The sequence below is a fragment of the Kitasatospora sp. NPDC098652 genome, assembly GCF_044760155.1.
In the GTDB taxonomy this organism is placed as follows: Bacteria; Actinomycetota; Actinomycetes; order Streptomycetales; family Streptomycetaceae; genus Kitasatospora.
The window spans coordinates 157,766-179,557 of sequence record NZ_JBIWAQ010000002.1 but is presented as its reverse complement, the minus strand read 5'-3'; the positions used below and the strand labels follow the sequence as shown (position 1 = coordinate 179,557).

At 73.6% G+C, this 21,792-nt stretch carries 18 protein-coding genes; 12 read left to right on the top strand and 6 right to left on the bottom strand.

Features of this window, described 5'->3' with window-relative positions; genetic code table 11:
• Positions 1-90: 90 nt before the first annotated feature.
• Positions 91-3,270, bottom strand: coding sequence for a hypothetical protein (locus ACIQWA_RS04885; RefSeq protein ID WP_402478212.1), 3,180 nt, complete (start codon positions 3,268-3,270; stop codon positions 91-93).
• Between the two features lie 494 nt (positions 3,271-3,764).
• On the opposite strand from ACIQWA_RS04885, the gene ACIQWA_RS04880 reads away from it, so the two are divergent.
• The 4 genes from ACIQWA_RS04880 to ACIQWA_RS04865 all read left to right on the top strand — a co-directional run bounded on the left by ACIQWA_RS04880 (position 3,765) and on the right by ACIQWA_RS04865 (position 8,895).
• On the top strand, positions 3,765-4,607 hold the full coding sequence (locus ACIQWA_RS04880; RefSeq protein WP_402478209.1) for a nitrilase-related carbon-nitrogen hydrolase: 843 nt from the start codon (positions 3,765-3,767) through the stop codon (positions 4,605-4,607).
• A gap of 11 nt (positions 4,608-4,618) precedes the next feature.
• Positions 4,619-6,049 (top strand): dihydropyrimidinase, encoded by a 1,431-nt coding sequence (gene hydA, locus ACIQWA_RS04875; RefSeq protein WP_402478207.1) that lies wholly within the window; start codon positions 4,619-4,621, stop codon positions 6,047-6,049.
• Between the two features lie 183 nt (positions 6,050-6,232).
• Positions 6,233-7,246 carry a TIGR03842 family LLM class F420-dependent oxidoreductase gene (locus ACIQWA_RS04870; protein ID WP_402478205.1) on the top strand — a complete coding sequence of 338 codons (1,014 nt, stop codon included), beginning with the start codon at positions 6,233-6,235 and terminating at the stop codon, positions 7,244-7,246.
• 74 nt (positions 7,247-7,320) lie between these two features.
• The gene (locus tag ACIQWA_RS04865; RefSeq protein ID WP_402478202.1) at positions 7,321-8,895 is read left to right on the top strand and encodes an NCS1 family nucleobase:cation symporter-1; all 1,575 of its coding nucleotides are present in this window, start codon (positions 7,321-7,323) and stop codon (positions 8,893-8,895) included.
• An 86-nt stretch (positions 8,896-8,981) separates the two neighbouring features.
• Here the strand turns inward: ACIQWA_RS04865 and ACIQWA_RS04860 are convergent, their stop codons facing one another.
• Positions 8,982-10,223, bottom strand: coding sequence for a glycosyltransferase (locus ACIQWA_RS04860; RefSeq protein WP_402478200.1), 1,242 nt, complete (start codon positions 10,221-10,223; stop codon positions 8,982-8,984).
• A gap of 185 nt (positions 10,224-10,408) precedes the next feature.
• On the opposite strand from ACIQWA_RS04860, the gene ACIQWA_RS04855 reads away from it, so the two are divergent.
• Together ACIQWA_RS04855 and ACIQWA_RS04850 are read left to right on the top strand one after the other, a co-directional pair.
• Complete coding sequence (locus ACIQWA_RS04855; protein WP_360229872.1) at positions 10,409-10,675, top strand: GlsB/YeaQ/YmgE family stress response membrane protein; 267 nt, start codon at positions 10,409-10,411, stop codon at positions 10,673-10,675.
• Positions 10,676-10,727: 52 nt separating this feature from the next.
• Positions 10,728-10,991, top strand: a complete 264-nt coding sequence (locus ACIQWA_RS04850) for a GlsB/YeaQ/YmgE family stress response membrane protein (protein ID WP_402478198.1) — start codon at positions 10,728-10,730, stop codon at positions 10,989-10,991.
• A gap of 69 nt (positions 10,992-11,060) precedes the next feature.
• Here the strand turns inward: ACIQWA_RS04850 and ACIQWA_RS04845 are convergent, their stop codons facing one another.
• From ACIQWA_RS04845 to ACIQWA_RS04830, 4 genes are all read right to left on the bottom strand, one after another.
• A complete protein-coding gene (locus ACIQWA_RS04845; protein ID WP_402478196.1) occupies positions 11,061-11,966 on the bottom strand; it encodes an ADP-ribosylglycohydrolase family protein in 906 nt (301 codons plus the stop codon).
• A 119-nt stretch (positions 11,967-12,085) separates the two neighbouring features.
• Positions 12,086-12,706 carry a TetR family transcriptional regulator gene (locus ACIQWA_RS04840; RefSeq protein WP_402478193.1) on the bottom strand — a complete coding sequence of 207 codons (621 nt, stop codon included), beginning with the start codon at positions 12,704-12,706 and terminating at the stop codon, positions 12,086-12,088.
• Positions 12,707-12,772: 66 nt separating this feature from the next.
• Positions 12,773-13,786 carry an aldo/keto reductase gene (locus ACIQWA_RS04835; RefSeq protein WP_402478191.1) on the bottom strand — a complete coding sequence of 338 codons (1,014 nt, stop codon included), beginning with the start codon at positions 13,784-13,786 and terminating at the stop codon, positions 12,773-12,775.
• 130 nt (positions 13,787-13,916) lie between these two features.
• On the bottom strand, positions 13,917-14,750 hold the full coding sequence (locus tag ACIQWA_RS04830) for a class I SAM-dependent methyltransferase (protein ID WP_402478188.1): 834 nt from the start codon (positions 14,748-14,750) through the stop codon (positions 13,917-13,919).
• A gap of 161 nt (positions 14,751-14,911) precedes the next feature.
• Between ACIQWA_RS04830 and ACIQWA_RS04825 the strand changes: the two genes are divergently transcribed.
• The 6 genes from ACIQWA_RS04825 (at position 14,912) to paaC (ending at position 21,748) form a co-directional block, all read left to right on the top strand.
• Positions 14,912-16,327: a sensor histidine kinase gene (locus tag ACIQWA_RS04825; RefSeq protein ID WP_402478185.1), complete on the top strand. Its 1,416-nt coding sequence runs from the start codon at positions 14,912-14,914 to the stop codon at positions 16,325-16,327.
• Positions 16,324-16,983 carry a response regulator gene (locus ACIQWA_RS04820; RefSeq protein WP_375890631.1) on the top strand — a complete coding sequence of 220 codons (660 nt, stop codon included), beginning with the start codon at positions 16,324-16,326 and terminating at the stop codon, positions 16,981-16,983. The genes ACIQWA_RS04825 and ACIQWA_RS04820 overlap by 4 nt, the downstream gene beginning before the upstream one ends.
• Positions 16,984-17,701: 718 nt before the next feature.
• Positions 17,702-19,198 (top strand): M20 family metallopeptidase, encoded by a 1,497-nt coding sequence (locus ACIQWA_RS04815; RefSeq protein ID WP_402478182.1) that lies wholly within the window; start codon positions 17,702-17,704, stop codon positions 19,196-19,198.
• 318 nt (positions 19,199-19,516) lie between these two features.
• Entirely contained in the window at positions 19,517-20,527 is a 1,011-nt protein-coding gene (gene paaA / locus ACIQWA_RS04810; protein ID WP_402478179.1) for a 1,2-phenylacetyl-CoA epoxidase subunit PaaA, read from the top strand.
• Positions 20,524-20,829: a 1,2-phenylacetyl-CoA epoxidase subunit PaaB gene (gene paaB / locus ACIQWA_RS04805; RefSeq protein WP_360229852.1), complete on the top strand. Its 306-nt coding sequence runs from the start codon at positions 20,524-20,526 to the stop codon at positions 20,827-20,829. The genes paaA and paaB overlap by 4 nt, the downstream gene beginning before the upstream one ends.
• Positions 20,813-21,748 carry a 1,2-phenylacetyl-CoA epoxidase subunit PaaC gene (gene paaC / locus ACIQWA_RS04800; protein WP_402478176.1) on the top strand — a complete coding sequence of 312 codons (936 nt, stop codon included), beginning with the start codon at positions 20,813-20,815 and terminating at the stop codon, positions 21,746-21,748. Before paaB ends, paaC begins: the two co-directional genes overlap by 17 nt.
• Positions 21,749-21,792 lie beyond the last annotated feature (44 nt).

Sequence of the window (21,792 nt, the reverse complement as noted above, 5' to 3'; positions counted from 1 at the left end):
GCCCGTTTGTTGCCGTCTGTTGCGCCTTGTGGACGGGAGGCGCGACGCCCCGGCCAGGGGCGCCGGCTCACCCTCTGCTCAGCCCTCTGCTCAGCTCTCGGCCCGGTCCCCGGCGGGCCGCTCGGCTGCCGCGGGCGGCCCACCGCGCGGCTGCGCGGGCACGGGTGGGGGTGCGGGCGCGGATTCAGGTGCGGTGGCGGCGGCCGCAGCGGCGGACAGCGCCCGTTCGAGCACCGGTCCGGCCTGCTCGCCCAGGTAGCGGCCGAGCGTCTGGTAGGCGTCGAACTGCTGGTGGTCGAACCACTGGTCGCTGGTGCCGTCGTTCGGGAAGGCCGGGTGGGCCACCGCGTAGGACTGCAGCTCGTACGGCATGTCGGCGGTCAGCACCGCCTGGAGGACGATCAGTGTGCCGTGCCGTTCGGAGTCGGGCTCGCCGTCGATGGCCGGGTAGTGGATGTCCCCGGTGATCACGCCCCGGGCCGAGAGCCGTTCGGAGAGCTGGGCCGCCAGCCCGCGCAGGGGAGTGCCGCCGTCGGTGCCGGCCCCGTCGGCGCTGGTGGCGCTGCCCGGGATCAGCAGCTCCGGCCGGTGCAGGGTGATGACGATGCCGAGCTCCTCGCGGGCCAGGGTGATCGCGGCGGCCAGGTTGGCGGCGTAGCCGGAGTCCCCGCTGGCGTCGATGCTCACCGCCGTCCGGACCCGGTGCCGCAGCAGTTCGACCAGCCCGAGGTTCTCGTAGTGCCCGCCGTCGGTGGTGAGCAGGAAGCGGTCGTCCGCCGGGAACCGGCCGGTCAGCTCGCGGAGTTGGTAGGGCAGCCGGCGTACGGCGGGCTGCCCGGCGCGACGCCAGTCGGGCGTGCCGGACCAGGCCGGGCCGAGCTCCGCCGGGTTGGGCAGCCACGTCCCGAGCCGGGCGTTGGTGACCGCGAACAGGCCCTGGTAGACCTTGGACTGGCGGCCCATCGCGGAGGAGAAGGCGGCGCCGGAGACGGCCATCGCGGACTGCACGGTGAGGTCCCGGGCGATGTGCCGACGCGTCCGCCGCTCCAGCAGGTCGGTGCGCGCGTAGCCGATGTCCGGGCCGCCCACGTAGTCGTACGAGAGGGAGAAGGAGACCGCCCGACGGCCGGGCGGGGTACGGGAGTTGCCGGATAGGTTGGCCGCCGCCGAGAAGATCACCTGGGGGAAGTCGGGGTGCCGGGCGCCGTAGTGGCTCAGCCAGGTCTGCTCCCGGTGGAAGTCGTACGGGCGGGCGAGCGAGCGGCCGCCCTCGGTGACCCGGCGGACGGCGAAGGCCGAGGCCAGGCGCAGCCGGTAGAACGGGTGCAGGCTCATCCAGGTCTGGTCGAGGTTGAGCCCGACCGCGCCGAGCACCAGCGGCAGCAGCACCTGGACGGCCGTCGGCCAGGCGTACCCGGTGGCGACCGCCCAGCCGAGGGCCAGCAGCGCGCCGGCCGTCAGGGCACTGAGGGCGGCCCAGACCACCAGGTACTGCGGGAGGTTGGCGGTCAGCCCGCCGCCGAGCCGGCCCGCGCCGCGCAGCGCCCCTGCGGCCGCGCGCACGCCGCCGCCGATCGCCCGGCGGTCGCGCCAGAGTATGCCGAGCAGCAGGGCGAGGTAGCTGAGCACCACGGTCAGGCTGAGCCCCGCGCCGGTCAGTTGCGGGCCGGCCGCCAGCGCCTGTTGGAGCCGGACCGCACCCCAGGCCAGCCCCGGCACCGCCAGCACCCCGAGGGCCAGCAGCCCGGCCAGCGCGAGCGCGGCGTAGTTGAGCCGGCGCAGCGTGCGTGGCAGCAGCGCGTGCCAGCCGAGTGGTGGGAAGGCCAGCAGCCACAGCAGCCAGCAGCAGGCTGCCGCGCCCAGCAGCACGCCGAGGGCGGCCAGCGCGGGGGCGCGGAACTCCAACCCGCCCGGCACGGCGCCCGGGTGGCGCAGGCCGGCGGCGGCCAGTGCGTCCAGGTCGGCGAGCGGGACGGCGTGGTAGAAGCGGCTGAGGCCGAGGCCGAGCACCAGGACGGCGGCCAGCAGCAGGCTGAGCGCCGAGAGCACGCCGCGCAGCAGCGTCCCGAGGGCGACCAGCCATTCGCCGGTGCCGTCGGCGATGTACTTGCTGTGGCGGCGGAGGTGGTCCTCCTCCGGGGAGCCGGGCTCCAGCACCGTGTCGGCCGTCAGGCCCGAGACGGCGCGCACCGGGCCGCCGGGCGCGGAGTCGCTGAGCGCGAGCTGCAGCGCTCCCACGGTGTATCCGCCGCCGGAGACGGAGACCAGGTAGCGGGCCCGTTTCAGCCACGGGCGCAGGGCCTGGAGTGCGCCGAGCGTGACGCAGGCCGAGCGGATACCGCCACCCGAGGCGCAGAAGCCCAGCTCGGCGGGCTCGCGGCCGGGCGGCACCCGGCCGGCGTCCCGCCAGTGGGCGTGGGTGCCGGGAGCGTCGGGTGACGTCGCTGCCTCCGGCCGCCGGGGGCCGGGACGGGAGTCGTGCGGTGGCTCGTGCGGTGACCCGTGCGGTGGCTCGTGCGGTGACCCCTGCGGCGGTTCGGGCGGTGGTTCGGGCCGGGACGCGTGTCGGAGCCCGTGACGGAGCCCATGTCGGAGCCCGTGCCGGGGCCCGTGCAGCGGGTGGCCGTGCCGGGTGAGGACGGGCCAGGGCGGTATCAGCGCCGGGCGGTCCGGGTCGGCGTCGTCACCCGGTTTCACCGCCGTGGCGCGCAGCCCGCGAACGGCCCTGGCGGCCGTCACCGTGAGCAGGGCCGCGGCCGTCACCCCGGCGGGCAGGAGCAGCAGCCGGCTGACGGTGGTGAGCGCCGCCGCCACCACGAAGGGAGTGTCGGAGCCGGCGTGGTCGAGGCCCAGGCGCAGCAGGACGTTCGCGGCGAGGTCGCAGCCGGCGGCGAGCAGCCCGGCGACCCCGACCACCAGGGGCGCCCCCAGTCTGCGGCGCCGACCGAGCACGTACCCGCCCAGCAGGGCCGCGGCCGTCAGCGTCAGCCCGTAGCCGGCGATCAGCCAGGGCTCGCTGCCCAGGGCGGCCCGGTACGCCCCGGAGCTCCCGCCGACCACCGCCTCGGCGGCCGCCCGGGAACCGGCCAGGCGCAGGGCCGTCAGCCCGGCCCGCGGCACCCGCCCGGGGGCGAGGAGGAGGCCGCCGGCGAGGGGCAGCAGGGCCCCAGGGGCGAGCAGCAGGCCCGCCCAGGCGGGTAGGGCGGGCGGCCGCCCCGCCGGCGCCGACGTACCCGCCGTGCGCTCCGCGCGCTCGTCCGTCGCCGTCATCAGTACCACCCCCCGTTCGGCCCCCTGCCGACCGTCGATCGCCGCGGCCGATCCCCGTGTTTGATCGCCGCATCCGACCCCGGATGATCAGCGCATGATCAGCGCATGATCACCGAAGTCGCCCCGTACGCGCGGCGGATGACGATCCGTCGCACCGTCAAGGCGCGTTTTACCCTGCCGTGGCCGATTCCGCACCCCCGGTGCCCGCTTTCACTCGAATGAGTAAGGAGGCCATCAATGGGGTAGATGAGCATTTCATCCCACCCAGGGCCACCCGCGTGTCCGCGTAACAAGATCGCCCCATAGGCGTTACTGCCGACGTATTGTCAGGCGACCAAAGCCCGGCCTACCGTCTACAGATCGCTTTCTACGCACGTAGACCCTTCCGTAGAACCCCGCGGCCCCCGAGCGGAGCCGCAGGCGAAACCCGCCCCGTCAACCCTCAGACCGCGGGCCCGACCGCACGGCCGGGACGCGGAGTTGCGGAGGTACCCATGTCGCAGATCGTCCGTGCCGCGCTCGTCCAGACCCGCTGGACCGGCGACCAGGAGAGCATGATCGCGCTCCACGAGCGGTACGCCCGCGAGGCCGCCGTCCAGGGAGCGAAGATCATCGGCTTCCAGGAGGTGTTCAACTCCCCGTACTTCTGTCAGGTCCAGGAACCCGAGCACTACCGCTGGGCCGAGGCCGTCCCGGACGGGCCGACCGTGCGCCGGATGCAGGACCTCGCCCGCGAACTGGGCATGGTGATCGTCGTACCGGTCTACGAGGAGGAGCAGACCGGCGTCTACTACAACACCGCCGCCGTGATCGACGCGGACGGCAGCTACCTCGGCAAGTACCGCAAGCACCACATCCCGCAGGTCAAGGGCTTCTGGGAGAAGTACTACTTCAAGCCCGGCAACCTCGGCTGGCCCGTCTTCGACACCGCCGTCGGCAAGGTCGGCGTCTACATCTGCTACGACCGGCACTTCCCCGAGGGCTGGCGCGCCCTGGGCCTGGCCGGCGCGCAGATCGTCTACAACCCCTCCGCCACCAGCCGCGGCCTGTCCGCCTACCTCTGGCAGCTCGAACAGCCCGCCGCCGCCGTCGCCAACGAGTACTTCGTCGCCGCCATCAACCGGGTCGGCACCGAGGAGTACGGCGACAACGACTTCTACGGCACCTCCTACTTCGTCGACCCGCGCGGCCAGTTCGTCGGCGACGTCGCCTCCGACAAGGAGGAGGAGCTGGTGGTCCGCGACCTCGACCTCGGCCTGATCGAACAGGTCCGCCAGCAGTGGGCGTTCTACCGCGACCGCCGGCCCGACGCCTACGGACCGCTCGCCGAGGCCTGAGGAGCACCGCGATGACCACCCGTGACCCGCAGCAGCGCACCGTCGTCCGCGGCGGCCTCGTCATCACCGCCACCGACGAACTCCACGCCGACGTCCTGATCGAGGGCGAGCGCGTCGCCGCCCTGGCCGTCACCGGCAGCGCCGCCGCCGAGGCCTGGAGCGCCGACACCGTCATCGACGCCACCGGCCACTACGTCATCCCGGGCGGCGTCGACGCCCACACCCACATGGAGCTGCCGTTCGGCGGCACCGCCGCCTCCGACACCTTCGAGACCGGCACCCGTGCCGCCGCCTGGGGCGGCACCACCACCATCGTCGACTTCGCCGTCCAGCCCGTCGGCGGGGCGCTGCGCGAGGGCCTGGACGCCTGGCACGCCAAGGCCGAGGGCAACTGCGCGATCGACTACGCCTTCCACACCATCGTCTCGGACGTCAACGACGCCGTCCTCAAGGAGATGGACGCGCTGGTCGACTCCGGCGAGTCCACCTCCTTCAAGCTCTTCATGGCCTACCCCGGCGTCTTCTACAGCGACGACGGCCGCATCCTGCGCGCCATGCAGCGCGGCGCGGCCAACGGCGGGCTGATCATGATGCACGCCGAGAACGGCATCGCCATCGACGTCCTGGTCGAACAGGCCCTCGCCGCCGGGCACACCGCCCCCCGCTACCACGGCGAGGTCCGGCGCGAACTCCTCGAGGCCGAGGCCACCCACCGGGCGATCAAGCTCGCCCAGGTCGCCGGCAGCCCGCTCTACGTGGTGCACGTCTCCGCCGCCTCGGCGCTCGACGAACTCGCCCGGGCCCGCGACGCCGGGCTCCCCGTCTTCGGCGAGACCTGCCCCCAGTACCTCTTCCTCTCCACCGACAACCTCGCCGAGGAGGGCGCCGACGGCTTCGAGGGCGCCAAGTACGTGTGCAGCACGCCGCTGCGGCCGCGCGAGCACCAGGAGGCGCTCTGGCGCGGACTGCGCACCAACGACCTCCAGGTGGTCTCCACCGACCACTGCCCGTTCTGCTACGTCGGGCAGAAGGAACTCGGCCGCGGTGACTTCTCGAAGATCCCCAACGGCCTCCCGGGCGTGGAGAACCGGATGGACCTGCTGCACCAGGCCGTGGTGGACGGGCGGATCAGCCGGCGCCGCTGGATCGAGATCGCCTGCACCACCCCGGCCCGGATGTTCGGGCTGCACCCGCGCAAGGGCACCATCGCGCCCGGTGCGGATGCCGACCTCGTGGTCTACGATCCCACCGCCGTGCAGACCGTCTCCGCCGCCACCCACCACATGAACGTGGACTACTCGGCCTACGAGGGCCGCCGGCTCACCGGCCGGGCCCGTACGGTGCTCTCGCGCGGCACCGTGGTGCTGGACGACGGCCGCTGGCTCGGCCGGGCCGGACACGGCACCTTCCTGCGCCGGGACACCTGCCAGTACCTGACCTGATCCGCTTCGTCTCCCCTTCGCCCTCCCTCCGTCCTCTCTCCGCCTTCCTGCTGCCTTCCCTCTGTCCTTCCTCCGCCCTCCCGTTGACTTTCCTCCGTCCTTCCTCCGTCCTTCCTTCGTCGCCCGGGGCCGCGCCGAGCGCGTCGGCCCCGGGCCGCCCTCCCACCCCTCCCGGAGCACCCCATGGACATCGGCCTCGTCCTGCAGACCGACCCGCCGGCCCGCCTGCTCATCGACCGGATGATCCGCGCCGAACAGGCCGGGTTCAGCCACGGCTGGACCTTCGACTCCTGCGTGCTGTGGCAGGAGCCCTTCGTGATCTACAGCCGCATCCTGGCCGAGACCGAGCGCCTCACCGTCGGCCCGATGGTCACCAACCCCTCCACCCGCACCTGGGAGGTCACCGCCTCCCTGTTCGCCACCCTCAACGACATGTACGGCAACCGGACGGTGTGCGGCATCGGCCGCGGTGACTCCGCCATGCGGGTCGCCGGCCGTCGCCCCGCCACCCTCGACCGGCTCTCCCAAGCCATGCATGCCATCAAGGAGTTGGCCGAGGGGCGCACCGTCGAGGTGGACGGCACCGAGATGCACCTGCCGTGGGTCGGCCCCGGCGCCTCCCTGCCGATCTGGATGGGCGCTTACGGGCCCAAGGCACTTGCACTGACGGGGCATCAGGCGGACGGCTTCATCCTCCAGTTGGCTGACCCCTACCTCACGGAGTACATGATCAAGGCCGTCCGGGCGGCCGCCGTCGAGGCGGGACGGGACCCGGCCGACGTCACCATCTGTGTCGCGGCGCCCGCGTACGTCACCGCCGACGACTCACCCGCCGCGCTCGCCCACGCCCGTGAGCAGTGCCGGTGGTTCGGCGGGATGGTCGGCAACCACGTCGCCGACCTGGTCAGCCACTACGGCGAACACTCCGACCTGGTGCCCGACGCCCTCACCGAGTACATCAAGGACCGCCAGGGCTACGACTACAGCCACCACGGCCGGGCCGGGAACCCCGACACCGCCTTCGTGCCGGACGCGATCGTCGACCGCTTCTGCCTGATCGGGCCGGTCGAGGCCCAGCGCGCCCGGCTCACCGAACTCCGCTCGCTCGGCGTCGACCAGTTCGCCGTCTACGCCATGCACGACGCGGTCGAGGCCACCATCGACGCCTACGGGGCGGACGTCATCCCGCACCTGTGAACCCGTGGTTCCTGGTGCCGCGGTCCCTGAATCCATGATCTCCGGAACCAGCATGTGGCAGAAGGGAGTTGCCCATGGCCGACATCGCGACCGGCGGTGGCGGACAGTGGCAGCATTCCGACGGGCGGGTCGAACTCGACTCGGTCGAAGGGGTGTTGCCTCCCAACGGTTTCACCAGTGACGACCTCCGGCCGGTCCCGGTGCGGCGGCGTACCTGGACCACCTACAACTTCCTCGCGCTCTGGGTCGGCATGGCCCACAACATCCCCTCCTGGACCCTGGCTTCGGGCCTGGTCGCGCTCGGGATGGACTGGAAGCAGGCGGTGCTGACCATCGCGCTCGCCAACCTGATCGTGCTCGCACCGATGCTCCTCACCGGGCACGCCGGGACGAAGTACGGCATTCCCTTCCCGGTGTTCGCGCGGGCCTCGTTCGGGCTGCGCGGCGCCAACCTGCCCGCGCTCATCCGGGCGGCGGTGGCCTGCGCCTGGTTCGGCATCCAGACCTGGATCGGGGGCGAGGGGATCTTCCTGCTGGCGGGTCGGCTTCTGGGCGAATCCTGGCGGACCGCACCGGAGTTCGGCGGCTACCCGTGGACGCAGTGGGCCTCCTTCCTGCTGTTCTGGCTGGTCGAGATGGGCATCATCGCCCGGGGGATGGAGGCGCTGCGGCGCTTCGAGAACTGGGCGGCGCCGTTCGTCATCGTCGGCGCGCTCGCCCTGCTGGTCTGGATCGGCGTCAAGGCCGGCGGGCTCGGCCCGCTGCTCGACCAGCCGTCGAAACTGGGCTGGGGCGGCGGGTTCTGGAAGGTCTTCTTCCCGTCACTGATGGGGATGATCGGCTTCTGGTCCACACTGGCGCTCAACATCCCCGACTTCACCCGCTTCGGCGGCAGTCAGCGGGCCCAGATCCGCGGCCAGGCCCTCGGCCTGCCGACGACGATGACGCTCTTCGCCCTGCTGTCGGTGCTGGTCACCTCGGGCTCCGCGGCGGTGTACGGCGAGCCGGTGTGGGACCCGATCAAGCTCGCCGCGAAGATGGAGAGTCCGGTGGCGCTCCTGTTCGCGCTGCTGACCGTCCTGATCGCGACGCTGTCGGTGAACGTCGCCGCCAACGTCGTCTCCCCGGCCTACGACCTGGCCAACCTGGCGCCCCGGTTCATCAACTTCCGCACCGGGGCGCTGATCACCGGCGTGGTCGGGATCGCCATCTTCCCGTGGCGGCTGACCGCCGACCCGCACGTCTACATCTACGTCTGGCTGGGCGTGGTCGGCGGCCTGCTCGGGACGGTCGCCGGGGTGCTGATCGCCGACTACTGGCTGCTGCGCCGCACCCGACTGCAACTCGCCGAGCTCTACCGGCCGTTCGGCGCCTACTGGTACGCGGGCGGATGGAACTGGCGGGCCGTCGCCGCACTTCTGGTCGGCGGTCTGCTGGCGGTCGGGGGGTCGTACTCGACGGTGGACGCGCACGGGGTGAAGCAGGGACCGTTTCCGGTGGACGGGTTGGTGCCGTTCCTCCAGCCGTTGGCGGACTACGGGTGGGCGGTGGGGCTCGCGTCGTCGGCGGTGGTGTACCTGGTGCTGAGCGCGGGGCGGGGAGAGGAGAGAGAGGCGGGGAGCAGCGGGCGGGGGACGGCTGACGGGTAACAGATGACAGCGAACAGATAACAGATTTCAGCGAACAGATTTTGAAATCTGTTCGCTGAAATTTGTTCGCTGACATCTGTTATCCGTCATCTGTCACCCGTCGCCTCCACCGCGGCCAGGACCTTGGCGGCGCCGTCCTCGGTGGCGAGGGCGGCCGCGACGGACCGGGCGCGGGTGCGGTAGTGGGGGGCGTCCAGGGCCTGGCGGATGGAGGTGGCGAGGTGGGCGGCGGTCAGGGCGCGCAGGGGTACCGGGCCGGGCGAGACGCCGAGCGCGGTCAGCCGCGCGGACCAGAAGGGGGCGTCCAGTTGGGCGGGCACCGGGACGGCGGGGGTGCCGGAGCGCAGGGTGGCCGCCGTGGTGCCCGCGCCCGCATGGTGGACGACGGCGGCGGTGCGCGGGAACAGCCAGTCGTGCGGGGTGTCGCCGATGGTCAGTACGGTCTCCGAGTCCTCGGCGGCCAGGCCGCTCCAGCCGGACTGCAGGAGGAGGCGGACCCGGGCGGTGCGGGCGGCGGCGATGACGGTCGCGGTGAGCCGTTCGGGATCGGGTACGACCAGGCTGCCGAAGCCGACGAAGACCGGGGGCGGTCCGGCGGCCAGGAAGTCGAGCAGCCGCTGCGGCGGCTGCCAGTCCGCGTGCCCGGCGGGCCACCAGTACCCGGCCACCTCCAGCCGGGGGTGCCAGTCCGTCGGGCGGGGGACGACCCGCGGCGAGAAGCCGTGCAGGACGGGGTGGTCCCGCCGGGCCCGGGCGATGCCCATCGGCGCCAGTCCGAGCCGGCGGCGCAGCCCGCGGACGGCCGGGACGAACAACTGGTCGGTGGCCGCCTGGACGGCGTGACCGGCGAGCAGGTTGCCGGCCCGTCCGAGCGAGCGTGCGCCGGTCACGGCCGGGGCGAACTCGCGGGTGGGGGAGAGGGGTTGGAGGTACAGCCCGATGGTGGGGATGCCGGCCGCCTCGGCCGCGACCTGGCCGAGCGCACTGGTGGTGCTGGTGGTGAGCAGCAGGTCGGTGCCGAGCGCCGTCGCGTCCGCGATGCCGTCGCCGAGGGCGGGCATGAACCTCCGCCCCAGGCGCAGGAGTTGCAGGACGACGCCGGGCCCGCCGCCGGCCCGCAGCAGTCGCCGGCCCTCGGCGGAGGCGAGTTCGGCCCGCGGGTCGACGGGCAACGGACGGAACTCCAGTCCGGCGGCCCGTACCGAGTCGGCGAAGGTGGCGTGGGTGGCGACGGCCACCTGGTGTCCGGCCGCCCGCAGGCGGACGCCGAGCCCGGTGAAGGGTGCGACGTCGCCCCGGGAGCCGGCGGTGGCGATCAGGATGCGCATGGCCGCAGTATTTCGGCGGGTACGGCCGGCCGGAAGGACGCCACGCGCGGACCGGTCGGCTGGGGGTGGCCGGATCCCGCCGCCTGTCGCGGTCGGCCGGAACCGCGGCGGCGGGAGTCGGCGTCCTCAGCGGCAGAGCGCGCGGAACGGGGCCGTCGCGCCACGGACGGGAGGGACGGGTTCGGATGAGCGTCATCGCGTGGATCGTGCTGGGCCTGGTGGCCGGAGCCCTGGCCAAGCTGCTGCTGCCCGGGAGGGACCCGGGCGGTCTGATCGTCACCACTCTGATCGGGATCGCCGGCTCCTTCGTCGGCGGCTGGATCGCGTCGCACTTCCTGCACCGGTCGATCACGGCGCGCTTCTTCGACGGGCCGACCTGGGTGTCGGCGATCGGCGGCGCGTTGGTGCTGCTGATCCTCTACCGACTGCTGTTCGGCAACTCGCGCCGCTGACGGGCGAGCTCGGCGGCGGCGCGAGTTGTACCGATGACGCAAGGGGCGGCGGATGAGCTGGCTGGAGTGGATCGTGCTGGGCCTGGTGTCGGGGACGCTGGCCAGGATGGCGATGTCGAGGCGGGAACGCGGCCTGATCGGCAGCACCCTGATCGGGATCGCCGGCTCCTACATCGGCACCTGGATCGTCCTGCGCTGGATGCACGGGACGGTGCGGGTGGGCCTGCTCGACGTCCCGACCTGGGTGTCGGCGATCGGTGGCGCGATGGTCCTGCTCATCGCCTACCGGGTGCTCCGCTTCGTCGCCCGGCGCTGACTGCCCGGCGTGACTGCCGGGCGCTGACTGCCCGGCGTTGACTGTCGGGCGGTGACCGTCGGGCGCCGGTCACCGGCCGGTGGCCCGGTCCGGTAGCTCCTCGCAGGCCGCGAGCCAGTCGGCCGGTACGCCCGCGAGCCCGGTGCGGGCGGCCACCACGCCGGCGGCGATGGCGCAGGTGGTGTCCATGTCGCCCCAGCCCGCCAGGGTGTGCCAGATCGCGTCGGGCAGCGAGTCCAGGTGCCCGGCGGCGGACCAGAGGGCGAACGGGACGGTGTCCGGGGCGGAGATCATCAGCCCCGAGCCCAGGACGTTGGCAGCGTGCCGGACGCTGGTGTGCTCCGGCAGCCGGGCGGCGATCCGCAGGCCGGAGCGGACGTCGCTCTCCGGCAGCCGGTCGGCGACCTCGGTGAGCAGCTCGGTCCGGCCCGGCGCCCGGCGGCCCCGGCTGCGGACGGCGAGCGCCGCGGCGAGTGCCACCGCCACCGCCCCCGTGACCGCCTCGGGGTGGAAGTGGGTGGTGAGCGCTTGGAGTTCGGCCTGCCGGGCGACCTCGTCGAGGTCCTCGGCGAACCTGGCGCCCAGCGGCGCGACCCGCATCGCGGCGCCGTTCCCGTACGAGCCCTGGCCCTCGAACTGGCCCGAGGTGATGGCGCGCCAGTGCCCGCCGGCGCCGATCCCGCGCAGTACCCGGTGCATCGACGGGCCGTACTTGCGCTGGTACTCGCGGGCGTACTCGGCCGCGAACTCGGCGGCCAGCGCGTCCTGCCGGATCTCGCCGTGGGCGGTGAGGTGGCGGACCAGGACGAGGGCCATCGCCGTGTCGTCGGTCCAGTGCCAGGGCGCCGGGCGGACCAGGCGGGCCGCCAGGGCGGCGGGTGCCTCGTCCACCGGGACGGAGAACCACCGGTCGCCGAAGGCGTCGCCGAGCGCGAGCCCCCGCAGGCTGTCCAGGACCGGACCGGCCGCACGCATGTCATCCTCCGAGTGAGATCAACTGGGTGCGACAGTCTGCCGGAAAGGGTGAGGCGCCGACGACCGGATTTCGCTCCGGCCGCCGACGCCTCACCGCCCCCGTGCGGGGCGCGTTCCGCTCAGGACGCCGCCGGCTCGCGGAGCGGCTTGGTGGGCCTGCCCTTCAAGCCGCCGAGCACGAGCTTCCAGACCGCCGCGAAGCGCTCGTCCGCGGTCGGCTCGGACCAGGTGTGGGCGAAGACCGGGTCGTGGAAGGGGGCCGTGGCGTCGAAGACCGCGCGGGCGGTGGAGGGGACGTGGGCGAGCTGGAACTCCTTGGCGTCCATGCCGTCGTGCACGATCTGGGCGATCTGCTTGACCAGGGTCTCGACGTGCGCGTCGACGACCGTGCTGTTCTCCTCGGCCAGCACCAGGTAGGTGGCGAACAGCTCCGGGTCGTCCAGCGCCTTCTTCCGCTTGGCCTCGAACAGCGTGGTCAGCCAGCGCTGGAGGCGCTCGACGGCGCCGCCGGTGTCGCTCGCGACCATCTCCAGGTCGTAGTGCGCCTGGTTCAGCCAGCGTTGGGTGACCGCCTCCCGCAGTGCCGCCTTGCTGGGGAAGTGGCGGTAGACGCTGCTGTGGCTGACGCCGAGTTCCCGGGCGACGTCCACGACGGTGGCCTTGGCCGGGCCGAACCGCCGGAGGGCTTCCTCCGCCGCGATCAGGATCTGCTCGGCGGTGAGTGCGGTGTCCGTGGTCACGGGGCCGTCCTTAGGGTCGTGCGGTCGGGTGGTGCGGAGGGTTCTCACTGGTCGGTGCGGGCTCGGTCAGCGCTCGCTGTCCAGGCGCGCCATCTGCGCGGCAGCGTACCGGTCCCCGGCGGCGGCCCCGGCGGGGACGGCGGCCTCGATGGCGGCCAGGTCGGCCGGGGTGAGGGTGACGTCCAGCGAGCTGAGCGCCTCGGCCAGCCGGTCGCGGCGGCGGGCGCCGACCAGCGTGACGACGTCCTCGCCGCGCGAGGCCACCCAGGCGATGGCGATCTGGGCGACGCTGGCGCCCTTGCTGTCGGCGACCGCGCGCAGCGCCTCGACCAGGGCCAGGTTGTGGGCCAGGTTGTCGCCCTGGAAGCGGGGACTGTTCGTGCGGAAGTCGGTGTCGGCGAGCGAGCGGTCCGGGTTCCAGTGGCCGCTGAGCAGGCCGCGGGAGAGCACGCCGTACGCGGTGATGCCGATGCCGAGCTCGCGGGCGGTGGGCAGGACGGCCGCCTCGATGGAGCGGCTGAGCAGCGAGTACTCGATCTGCAGGTCGCTGATCGGGTGGACGGCGGCGGCGCGGCGCAGGGTGTCGGCGCCGACCTCGGACAGGCCGATGTGGCGGACGTAGCCGCCCTTCACCAGGTCCGCGATGGCGCCGACGGTCTCCTCGATCGGGACCTTCGGGTCGAGCCGGGCGGGGCGGTAGACGTCGATGTGGTCGGTGCGCAGCCGGCGCAGGGTGTACGTCAGCGCGGTCTTGGTGGCGGCCGGGCTGGTGTCGTAGCCGAGCCACTGGCCGTCGGGGCCGCGCTGGGCGCCGAACTTCACGCTGATCTGGACTCGGTCGCGGTCGCGACCGCGCAGGGCTTCGTGGATCAACAGCTCGTTGTGGCCCATGCCGTAGAAGTCGCCGGTGTCGAGGAGGGTGATCCCGGCGTCCAGGGCGGCGTGGATGGTGGCGATGCTCTCGGCCTCGTCGGCCGGGCCGTAGAGGTCGGACATGCCCATGCAGCCGAGGCCGAGCGCGGAGGTGACGGGGCCGGAGGTGCCGAGCGGGCGCTGGGCGGGGCGGGTGGTCGAGGCCATGGGGGCTCCAGGGGCGAGTGCGGCGCCGGACGGCGAGGGCAGTGTGACCCGGATCTCACTATGGCACGACAGCGAACAGATTTCAAAATCTGTTCGCTGTCGTTTGTCATTTGTTCGTAGCGATACTCCGCTAGGAGTACGGCCCCGGCGAGCGCAGCAGGTAGGCCCGGGCGGGCGGCAGATTGCGCCACACCGTGCGCTCGCCCAGCCCGTACGTCGCCTCGAAGCGCCGCAGCAGCCGCACCACCGCCCGGTGACGGGCACCCCGACGGGGGCCCGAGGTGAGGGTGCGGGCCGTCGTGGTGCCGAGGTACCCGAAGTAGGTCAGCTCGCCACCCGGGGCCAGTAGGCGCAGGTAGAGGTCGAGGATGCGCCGGACCAGGGCCGGCTCGAAGTTGGTGAACGGCAGCCCGGACACGATCACGTCGTACCGCTCGCCCGCGAGCCCGGGACCGGGACCGGCGCCGCCCCCGATCTCGGGCCCCGCCGGGGCGGATGCCTCCGGAAGCTCCTCCACCCGACAGGTCGACAGTCGCAGCCCCACCCCCGGCCGGCGTGCGGCCAGGACCGGGTCCTCCCGCAGCCGGTCGGCGAACCGGGGGTTCGCCTCGACCACGTGCAGCCGGTCGCCGGGGCGCAGCACCTGGGCCAGTCGGCGGGTCACCACGCCCGTGCCGGCGCCGACCTCCAGCACCGAGATCGGCCGGTTCGGGCGACTGGTGGCCGGTACCACCAGGGCGTTCACCAGTGCGGGCCCGCTCGGCGCCAGCGCGCCGGTGTCGTGGAAGGTGCGCAGGGCCTCGGCGAGGAACAGCAGGTGGTCCCCGCCGTGCGGAGAGCCGTGCGTGCTGTGCGTTCCGTGCTGGTCGTGCTGGTCGTGCGCGAGGTTCTGCTCGTAGGTGTCGGGCGAACTGCGTTGCGGTGAAGGGGAATCGGGGGCCTGGTGGAGCTGCTCGGTCGTCATGCAGACGACGCTAGGGAGCGCGGGGATGCCGCGGATCGGCCGGTGAGCGGCGCCGGCCCCCGACGAAAGTCGAGGGTGCCGACGTCCGGGAGGAGGGGGTGGCGCGCCGCCGTCCGCCCGTAGCATCGAGCGGGCGGACGGGACCGGGCGGGAGGAGCTCCATGCGCACAGGCCTGCTCGGTTGGTACGGCCCGGACCACCGGCCCTGGACCGACAGCCTGTTGCTGCTCGGGGTCCTCGGCCTCGCCGTCGAGGAGGGCGTCTTCCAGTGGCTGCACGTCGACGGCCCGCTGCGCCTGCCCCGGGCGGGGGTGGCCGTGCTCGCCGCGCTCTCGCTGTTGCTCGCCCGTCGTCACCCCATCGCCTCGGCCGTCCTGCCGGTGCTCACCGGCGGTCTGCTCAACCGGGCTTTCCCCGGCTTGATCAGCGTCTACTACCTGGCCTCCCTCGGCCGGGTCGGTCCGGCGGCGGTCGGCGGCGCGATGATCGCCGTTGGCAGCGCGATCGCCGCGGACTCGCTGGCCGGCTGGGCCGGTACGACCGGTTCCCAACTCCTCCTCCAGGCGGCCACCTTGTCCTTCGGGCTGTGGCTGCACGGCCGCCGGGTGCTGATCCGGGCGCTGCACGCCCAGGTCGAAACCCTGCGGCGGGAGCGGGAGTTGCGAGCCGAGCAGGCCCGGTCCGCCGAACGCGCACGGATCGCCCGGGAGATGCACGACGTGCTGGCCCACCGGCTGAGCCTGCTGGTGCTGCACGCCGGAGTGCTGCGCGACCAGGCCCGGGCCGGTACCGTCGCCGCCGACCCGGACCGGCTCACCCACCGCCTCGAACTCCTGCGCACCACCGCCGCCCGCTCGCTCGACGACCTGCGCGACGTCCTGGGCGCCCTGCGCGCCGACCCGCCGGAGCGGTCCGCCGCCGAGGCCGCCGCGCCCGTACCGTCCGGGTCGCCGTCCGGGTCGCGGTCCGGGTCGCGGTCCGGGTCGCCGTCCGGGTCGCGGTTCGGGGCGCCGCCTGTTCCGCCAGCCGTCCCGCCACCCGTCCCGGCGCCAGCCCTGCGCGACCTCACCGACCTGATCGACGAGGCGAACCAGGCCGGGCAGCAGGTCGAACTCGCCCTGGCGGGAGACCCGGAGGCCGTGCCCACCACCCACCGGCTCGCCGTGCACCGGGTGGTCCAGGAGGCGCTGACCAACGCCCGCAAGCACGCCCACGCCGCGCCAGTCACCGTCCGGGTCGGCTACGGGGCACCGGCGACCACCGTCGAGGTCCGCAACGGCCCGGGAGGGTCCATGCCGAACGGGCCGGTCACCGGCGGCGGGTACGGGCTGGTGGGCCTCGGCGAACGGGTCGGCGCGCTGGGCGGCCACCTGGACGCCGGGCCGGACGGTGCCGGCGGCTTCCGGCTCTCCGCCCGGTTGCCCGCGCCGGACCGGCCGGCGCAGGGCGCGTCGTCCCCGAAGTCCGCGCCCCCGGCGGAGGTCGCGCCCCCGGCAGAGTCCGCGGCCCCGTCGGAGGTCCCGTCGCCGAGGTACCCGTCCTGGAAGAAGCCCCCGAAGCCGAAGGACACCGCATGATCCGCACGATGGTGGTCGACGACGACGCGCTGGTGCGCCTCGGACTGGTCGACCTCCTCGCCCAGGACCCGGCCCTGACCGTGGTCGCCGAGGCGGCCGACGGGCTGCAGGCCGTCGAGCTCGCTCGCGGCCGCCGGATCGACGTCGCGCTGATGGACATCCGGATGCCCCGGCTCGACGGGATCGCCGCGACCCGGCGACTGCGCCAACTCCCCGACGCCCCAAGGGTCATCGCGCTCACCACCTTCGACCTGGACGAGTACGTGTACCAGGCGCTCGCCGCCGGGGCGGACGGCTTCCTGCTCAAGGACACCCCGCCCGCCGAGATCGCCCGCGCCGTCCACGTGGTCGCCGCCGGCCAGGGGATGCTGCACCCCGCCGCCGCGCGACGGCTGATCGACCGGTACCACCGGGTCGGCGCGCCGCGCTCCGTCGCCGCCCGGGGCCGGATCGCCGGGCTCACCCCGCGCGAGACCGACGTGCTGCGGGAGCTCGCCGACGGGCTGTCCAACGCCGAGATCGCGGGTGTGCTGGGGATGCGGGAGAGCACCGTCAAGGCGCACGTCAGCCGGATCCTGACCGCGCTCGGCGTGGCCAATCGGGTCCAGGCGGCGCTGCTCGCACGGGATGCGGGGCTCGTCGGGGACGGCGCCTGACCGTGGGCGCTCGGGAGGGCAGGGCGGGGCGCAGCGTCGGACGGTGTTCACACGGATGTTCCCCGGGCGTCGGTCCGGGCTTCGCCGCGGGCTTCCCTGAGCCGTCGCGTGCCTCCGGTTGGTACCGCCCGCTGAGCCGTTGTCACCCATCCGGCGTGGAAATGCCGTGCCTTGGCCGTTTGCGCTGCCGAACCCGGGCGGCGGGTCCATGGTGGAGATGGGCGTGATCCGGCGACCGCGCCCGCGCGTCGATCCGGGCCCGCCCGCCGAGCGCCCGCCGCTTCCGCCGACGGGTGCCCGGCACCGGGGCCCGTACCGGCACGCTGGGAGCAGGGCCACCTCGCAGGAAACCGAACGGTTCTTCTAGGCTCACATCTCGGCTTCCCTGCGGCGGTCCGGCCCTTGCGCCCGCCACCAGGAAGCCGCCGTCCACGGGGCTCCGGGCGGAACCGGGGCCACCGGATCGAGCGAGGAGGACGCAGATGCCAAGCACGCCGCCCAACCGTTCCACCGCACTTGGGCCAGACGGGCCGTTCCGACGGGCCGTCCGACCCCCTGGCCGACCGGTGCGGTCCGGCCGGACCTGGCACCCGGGCGGGAGCGGTCGGCCGGTGCGGCCGCTGAGTACCGGCTGCGGCCGCGGAGGCGAGCGTTGAGTCCCCAGATCGTCGGGTCGCCGGCCGCACCGGGCAGCGCCGCGGAGCCCGACCGCGTACCCGTGACCGTTCCCGCCGCGGCCGACGGTGAGGCCCTGGTCGCCCTCGGCGGCTCCGTCAAGGCCGGTTCGTCCACCATCGGTTCCACCATGGGCTCCGCCGTGGTGGGCTCTGCCGTCGAGAGCCCCCCGGCCGCCACGTCCGCGACTGGTGTCACGGCCAAGTCCGGTGTCACGGCCAAGCCTGGCGTCACGGCCAAGTCGGTGGCCGCGGTGAAGCTCGGTGCCACGGCGAAGTCCGGCGTGGCAGCGAAGTCCGGTGCCGCGGCGGTCGGATCCGCCCCTGCCGGCACCACTGCCAGTGCCGCTGCGACGAGCATCACCGCGGCGCTGCCCGGACTGCCGCAGGCACTCAGTACCCGGGCCCGTACCCTCGCCGGCGCCGTCCGGCGGCGGTGCGCGGACCTGGCCCGGATCGAATCGCCGAGTGGTGACGCGCCCCGACTCGACGCGCTCGCCGAGGAGTTGGAGTCCGGATTCCGGGCCACCGGGGCAACCGCCCGCCGCGAACCCGGGCCGGCCGGTGACCACCTGGTGCTGGAGTGGGAGGGACGGGACGAGACCCTGCCCCACCTGCTGATCGTGGGGCACCACGACACCGTCTGGCCCGCCGGCACCCTGGCCGACTGGCCGGTGACCGAGCAGGACGGTCGGCTCACCGGGCCCGGCGTCGTCGACATGAAGGGCGGACTCGCCGTCCTGGAGGGCGCCTTGGCGCTGCTCGCCGACCTGGGGCAGCGGCCGCACCGCACCGTACGGCTGGTCGTGGTGTCCGACGAGGAGGTCGGCAGTCCGGACGGGCGGGGCCTGGTCGAGCGCCAACTCCGGGGCGCGGCAGCGGTCCTGGGACTGGAACCGCCGCATCCGGACGGGCGGTTGAAGACCGCGCGGCGTGGCAGTACCCGGGTGCGGCTGACGGTCACCGGCCGGGAGGCGCACGCGGGCAACGACGCCCACGACGGGGTGTCGGCGGTGGATGAGCTGGTCGACCAGCTGGTACTCGTCCGCGGCCTCGCGGGCCAGCCCGGTACGGAGCTCAACACCGGTCGGATCAGCGGGGGTTCGCGGGCGAACATGGTCGCCGGACGGGCCGAGGCGGAGCTCGGCCTGCGCTTCTCCACCACCGAGGCGCAGCGCCGTACGCTCGACAACCTCGCCCGGCTGACCGCGTTGCGGCCGGGAGCGCGGGTGCGGACGGAGGTGCTGTCCAGCCGGCCGGCCTGGCCCGAGCGCACCGGCAACCCGCTGCTCAGGCATGTGCGTTCGCTCGCCGCGGTGCTCGGGCAGCAGATCGACGGCGCCCCGGCCGGTGGTGCCGGGGACACCAACCTGCCCGGCTCGCGCGGACTGCCGACGTTGGACGGTTTCGGCGCGGTCGGTGCCGGCGCCCACGCCCGGCACGAGTACATCAAGCTGGACCAGCTCGCACCGCGGATCGCCCTGCTTGCGGCGCTGCTCGCGGTGCCGTTGCCGCGACTGCGGGACCGCGCGGAGGGGTGACCCTCGACGGCTGACGGCTGACGGCTGACGGCTGACGGCTGACGGGCGACGGGCGACGGGCGACGGGTAACAGGTAACAGGTAGCAGCGAACAGATAACAGCTGACAGATTTCAGATTCTGTCAGCTGTTATCTGTTTTCTGTTCGCTGTTACCCGCCCCCTGCCCCTCGCGCCCGCCCATTCGTCGACGTCCCTTGCCATCCCTCCGTCCCGCCGCGCAGAATGGTACCGACCGAACGGTCAGTCGGTTGGCGCCCCGGTGCCAAGGCCGAGAAGTCGGAAGCCGGGAAGCCGGAGCAGGGAACACGAGAGGGGACCGTGGTGACAACAGAGGTGGCAGAGGCGGTCCCCGCGCAGACGCCGGAGGACCGGTTCGACGCGGTGATCGCCGCCGAACAGCGGATCGAGCCCCGGGACTGGATGCCCGACGCCTACCGGGCCACCCTGATCCGCCAGATCGCCCAGCACGCCCACTCCGAGATCATCGGCATGCAGCCCGAGGGCAACTGGCTCACCCGGGCCCCCTCGCTGCGCCGCAAGGCGATCCTGCTCGCCAAGGCCCAGGACGAGGCGGGCCACGGCCTCTACCTCTACGCCGCCGCCGAGACCCTCGGCGTCGACCGCGCCGAGCTCACCGAGAAGCTGATCAACGGCCGCCAGAAGTACTCCTCGATCTTCAACTACCCCACCCTCACCTTCGCCGACGTCGGCGTGATCGGCTGGCTGGTGGACGGTGCCGCGATCTGCAACCAGGTCCCGCTCTGCCGCTGCAGCTACGGTCCGTACGCCCGCGCGATGGTGCGGATCTGCAAGGAGGAGTCCTTCCACCAGCGTCAGGGCTACGAGCTCCTGATGACCCTGATGCGCGGCACCGAGGGTCAGCGCCGGATGGTCCAGGACGCGGTCGACCGCTGGTGGTGGCCGTCGCTGATGATGTTCGGTCCGCCGGACGCCGACTCGCCGAACACCGCCCGCTCGATGGCCTGGCGGATCAAGCGCCACACCAACGACGAGCTCCGGCAGCGCTTCGTCGACATGACCGTCCCGCAGGCCGAGCACCTGGGCGTCACCCTCCCCGACCCCGAGCTGCGCTGGAACGAGGAGCGCGGCGGCTGGGACTTCGGCGAGCCGGACTGGTCCGAGCTGACCAGGGTCATCCACGGCCAGGGCCCGTGCAACGCCCAGCGCGTCGACCGCCGCCGGGCCGCGCACGAGGACGGCGCCTGGGTGCGCGAGGCGGCAGTCGCCTACGCCGCCAAGCGCGCCGCCGACGCCGAACACGCCGCGGCCGCCGCGCGGCCCACCCCCGAACAGGAGAACGAGAAGTGACCGAGTCCGAGGCAGGGCCCAAGGCCGGCTGGCCGCTGTACGAGGTGTTCGTGCGCCCCCGGCGCGGCCTGAACCACGTCCACGTCGGCTCGCTGCACGCCTCCGACGACCGGATGGCGCTGCTCGCCGCCCGCGACCTGTACACCCGCCGCAACGAGGGCGTCAGCCTCTGGGTGGTCCGCTCGGACGCGATCACCGCCTCCACCCCGGACGAGCGCGACCCGTTCTTCGAGCCCAGTGGCGACAAGGTCTACCGCCACCCGACCTTCTACGACATCCCCGAGGATGTCCCGCACATCTGACGGGGGAGTCACCGTGCACGACCACACCACGTCCGCCACCGAGGACGACCACGTCTACCTCAGCCTCGCCGGGGCCGCCCCCGGCCCCGAGGGCGAGGGCCGCTGGGCGTACGGGACGGGCTTCGCCGACCCGCTGCTCGGCGTGGACACCGCCCTGCCCGCCGGCCTGGATGGTGCCGACCTCGCCGCCTACTGCCAGATGCTCGGCGACGACGCCCTGGTGCTCTCCCAGCGGCTGATCGAGTGGTGCACCCGGGCGCCCGAGCTGGAGGAGGAGGTCGCGCTCGCCAACCTGGGCCTGGACCTGCTCGGCCAGGCCCGGCTGCTGCTCACCCGGGCCGGCCAGGCGGACGGCTCCGGCCGCACCGAGGACGACCTCGCGTACTGGCGGGAGGAGCACGAGTTCCGCAACGTCCGCCTGGTGGAGACCCCGAACGGCGACTTCGCGTACTCGATCGCCCGGCTGCTGCTGTTCGCCACCGCCCGCGGCGCGCTGTACGAGGCGCTGAGCGCCCACCCGGACCCGGTGCTGGCCGCGGTCGCGGCCCGGGGCGTCAAGGAACTGGCCTACCACCGCGAGTACGCCACCGCCTGGACGCTGCGCCTCGGCGACGGCACGCCGTACTCGGCGGAGCGGATGCAGGCCGGGCTGGACGCGGTCTGGCCGCTGCTGGACGAGCTGTTCACCGCGCACCCGGTGGAGCTGCGGGCCGGCGTCGACCCGGCCGGCCTGCGCGAACCGGTGCTGCGCGAGCTCGCCGCCGTCGTCGCGGAGGCCGGGCTGACCCTGCCGGACGTCCCGCCGCTGGCCACCGTCCTGGGCCGGGCCGGCCGCGATGGCGTGCACACCGAGGCGCTCGGCCCGCTGCTCGCCGAGCTGCAGGTGGTGGCGCGCGCCCACCCGGGGGCGACGTGGTGACGGGCACCGCGGACACGGGCACCGCGCATACGGGCGCCGCGGCT

Excerpts from the sequence above, each read along its gene's own strand:
- ACIQWA_RS04830 (WP_402478188.1), bottom strand. The coding sequence starts at position 14,750 with ATGACGACCGAGCAGCTCCACCAGGCCCCCGATTCCCCTTCACCGCAA.
- ACIQWA_RS04880 (WP_402478209.1), top strand. The coding sequence starts at position 3,765 with ATGTCGCAGATCGTCCGTGCCGCGCTCGTCCAGACCCGCTGGACCGGC.
- paaC (WP_402478176.1), top strand. The coding sequence starts at position 20,813 with ATGTCCCGCACATCTGACGGGGGAGTCACCGTGCACGACCACACCACG.
- ACIQWA_RS04855 (WP_360229872.1), top strand. The coding sequence starts at position 10,409 with ATGAGCGTCATCGCGTGGATCGTGCTGGGCCTGGTGGCCGGAGCCCTG.
- ACIQWA_RS04860 (WP_402478200.1), bottom strand. The coding sequence starts at position 10,223 with ATGCGCATCCTGATCGCCACCGCCGGCTCCCGGGGCGACGTCGCACCC.
- ACIQWA_RS04835 (WP_402478191.1), bottom strand. The coding sequence starts at position 13,786 with ATGGCCTCGACCACCCGCCCCGCCCAGCGCCCGCTCGGCACCTCCGGC.
- ACIQWA_RS04820 (WP_375890631.1), top strand. The coding sequence starts at position 16,324 with ATGATCCGCACGATGGTGGTCGACGACGACGCGCTGGTGCGCCTCGGA.
- ACIQWA_RS04850 (WP_402478198.1), top strand. The coding sequence starts at position 10,728 with ATGAGCTGGCTGGAGTGGATCGTGCTGGGCCTGGTGTCGGGGACGCTG.
- ACIQWA_RS04865 (WP_402478202.1), top strand. The coding sequence starts at position 7,321 with ATGGCCGACATCGCGACCGGCGGTGGCGGACAGTGGCAGCATTCCGAC.
- ACIQWA_RS04845 (WP_402478196.1), bottom strand. The coding sequence starts at position 11,966 with ATGCGTGCGGCCGGTCCGGTCCTGGACAGCCTGCGGGGGCTCGCGCTC.
- ACIQWA_RS04870 (WP_402478205.1), top strand. The coding sequence starts at position 6,233 with ATGGACATCGGCCTCGTCCTGCAGACCGACCCGCCGGCCCGCCTGCTC.
- ACIQWA_RS04885 (WP_402478212.1), bottom strand. The coding sequence starts at position 3,270 with ATGACGGCGACGGACGAGCGCGCGGAGCGCACGGCGGGTACGTCGGCG.
- ACIQWA_RS04825 (WP_402478185.1), top strand. The coding sequence starts at position 14,912 with ATGCGCACAGGCCTGCTCGGTTGGTACGGCCCGGACCACCGGCCCTGG.
- hydA (WP_402478207.1), top strand. The coding sequence starts at position 4,619 with ATGACCACCCGTGACCCGCAGCAGCGCACCGTCGTCCGCGGCGGCCTC.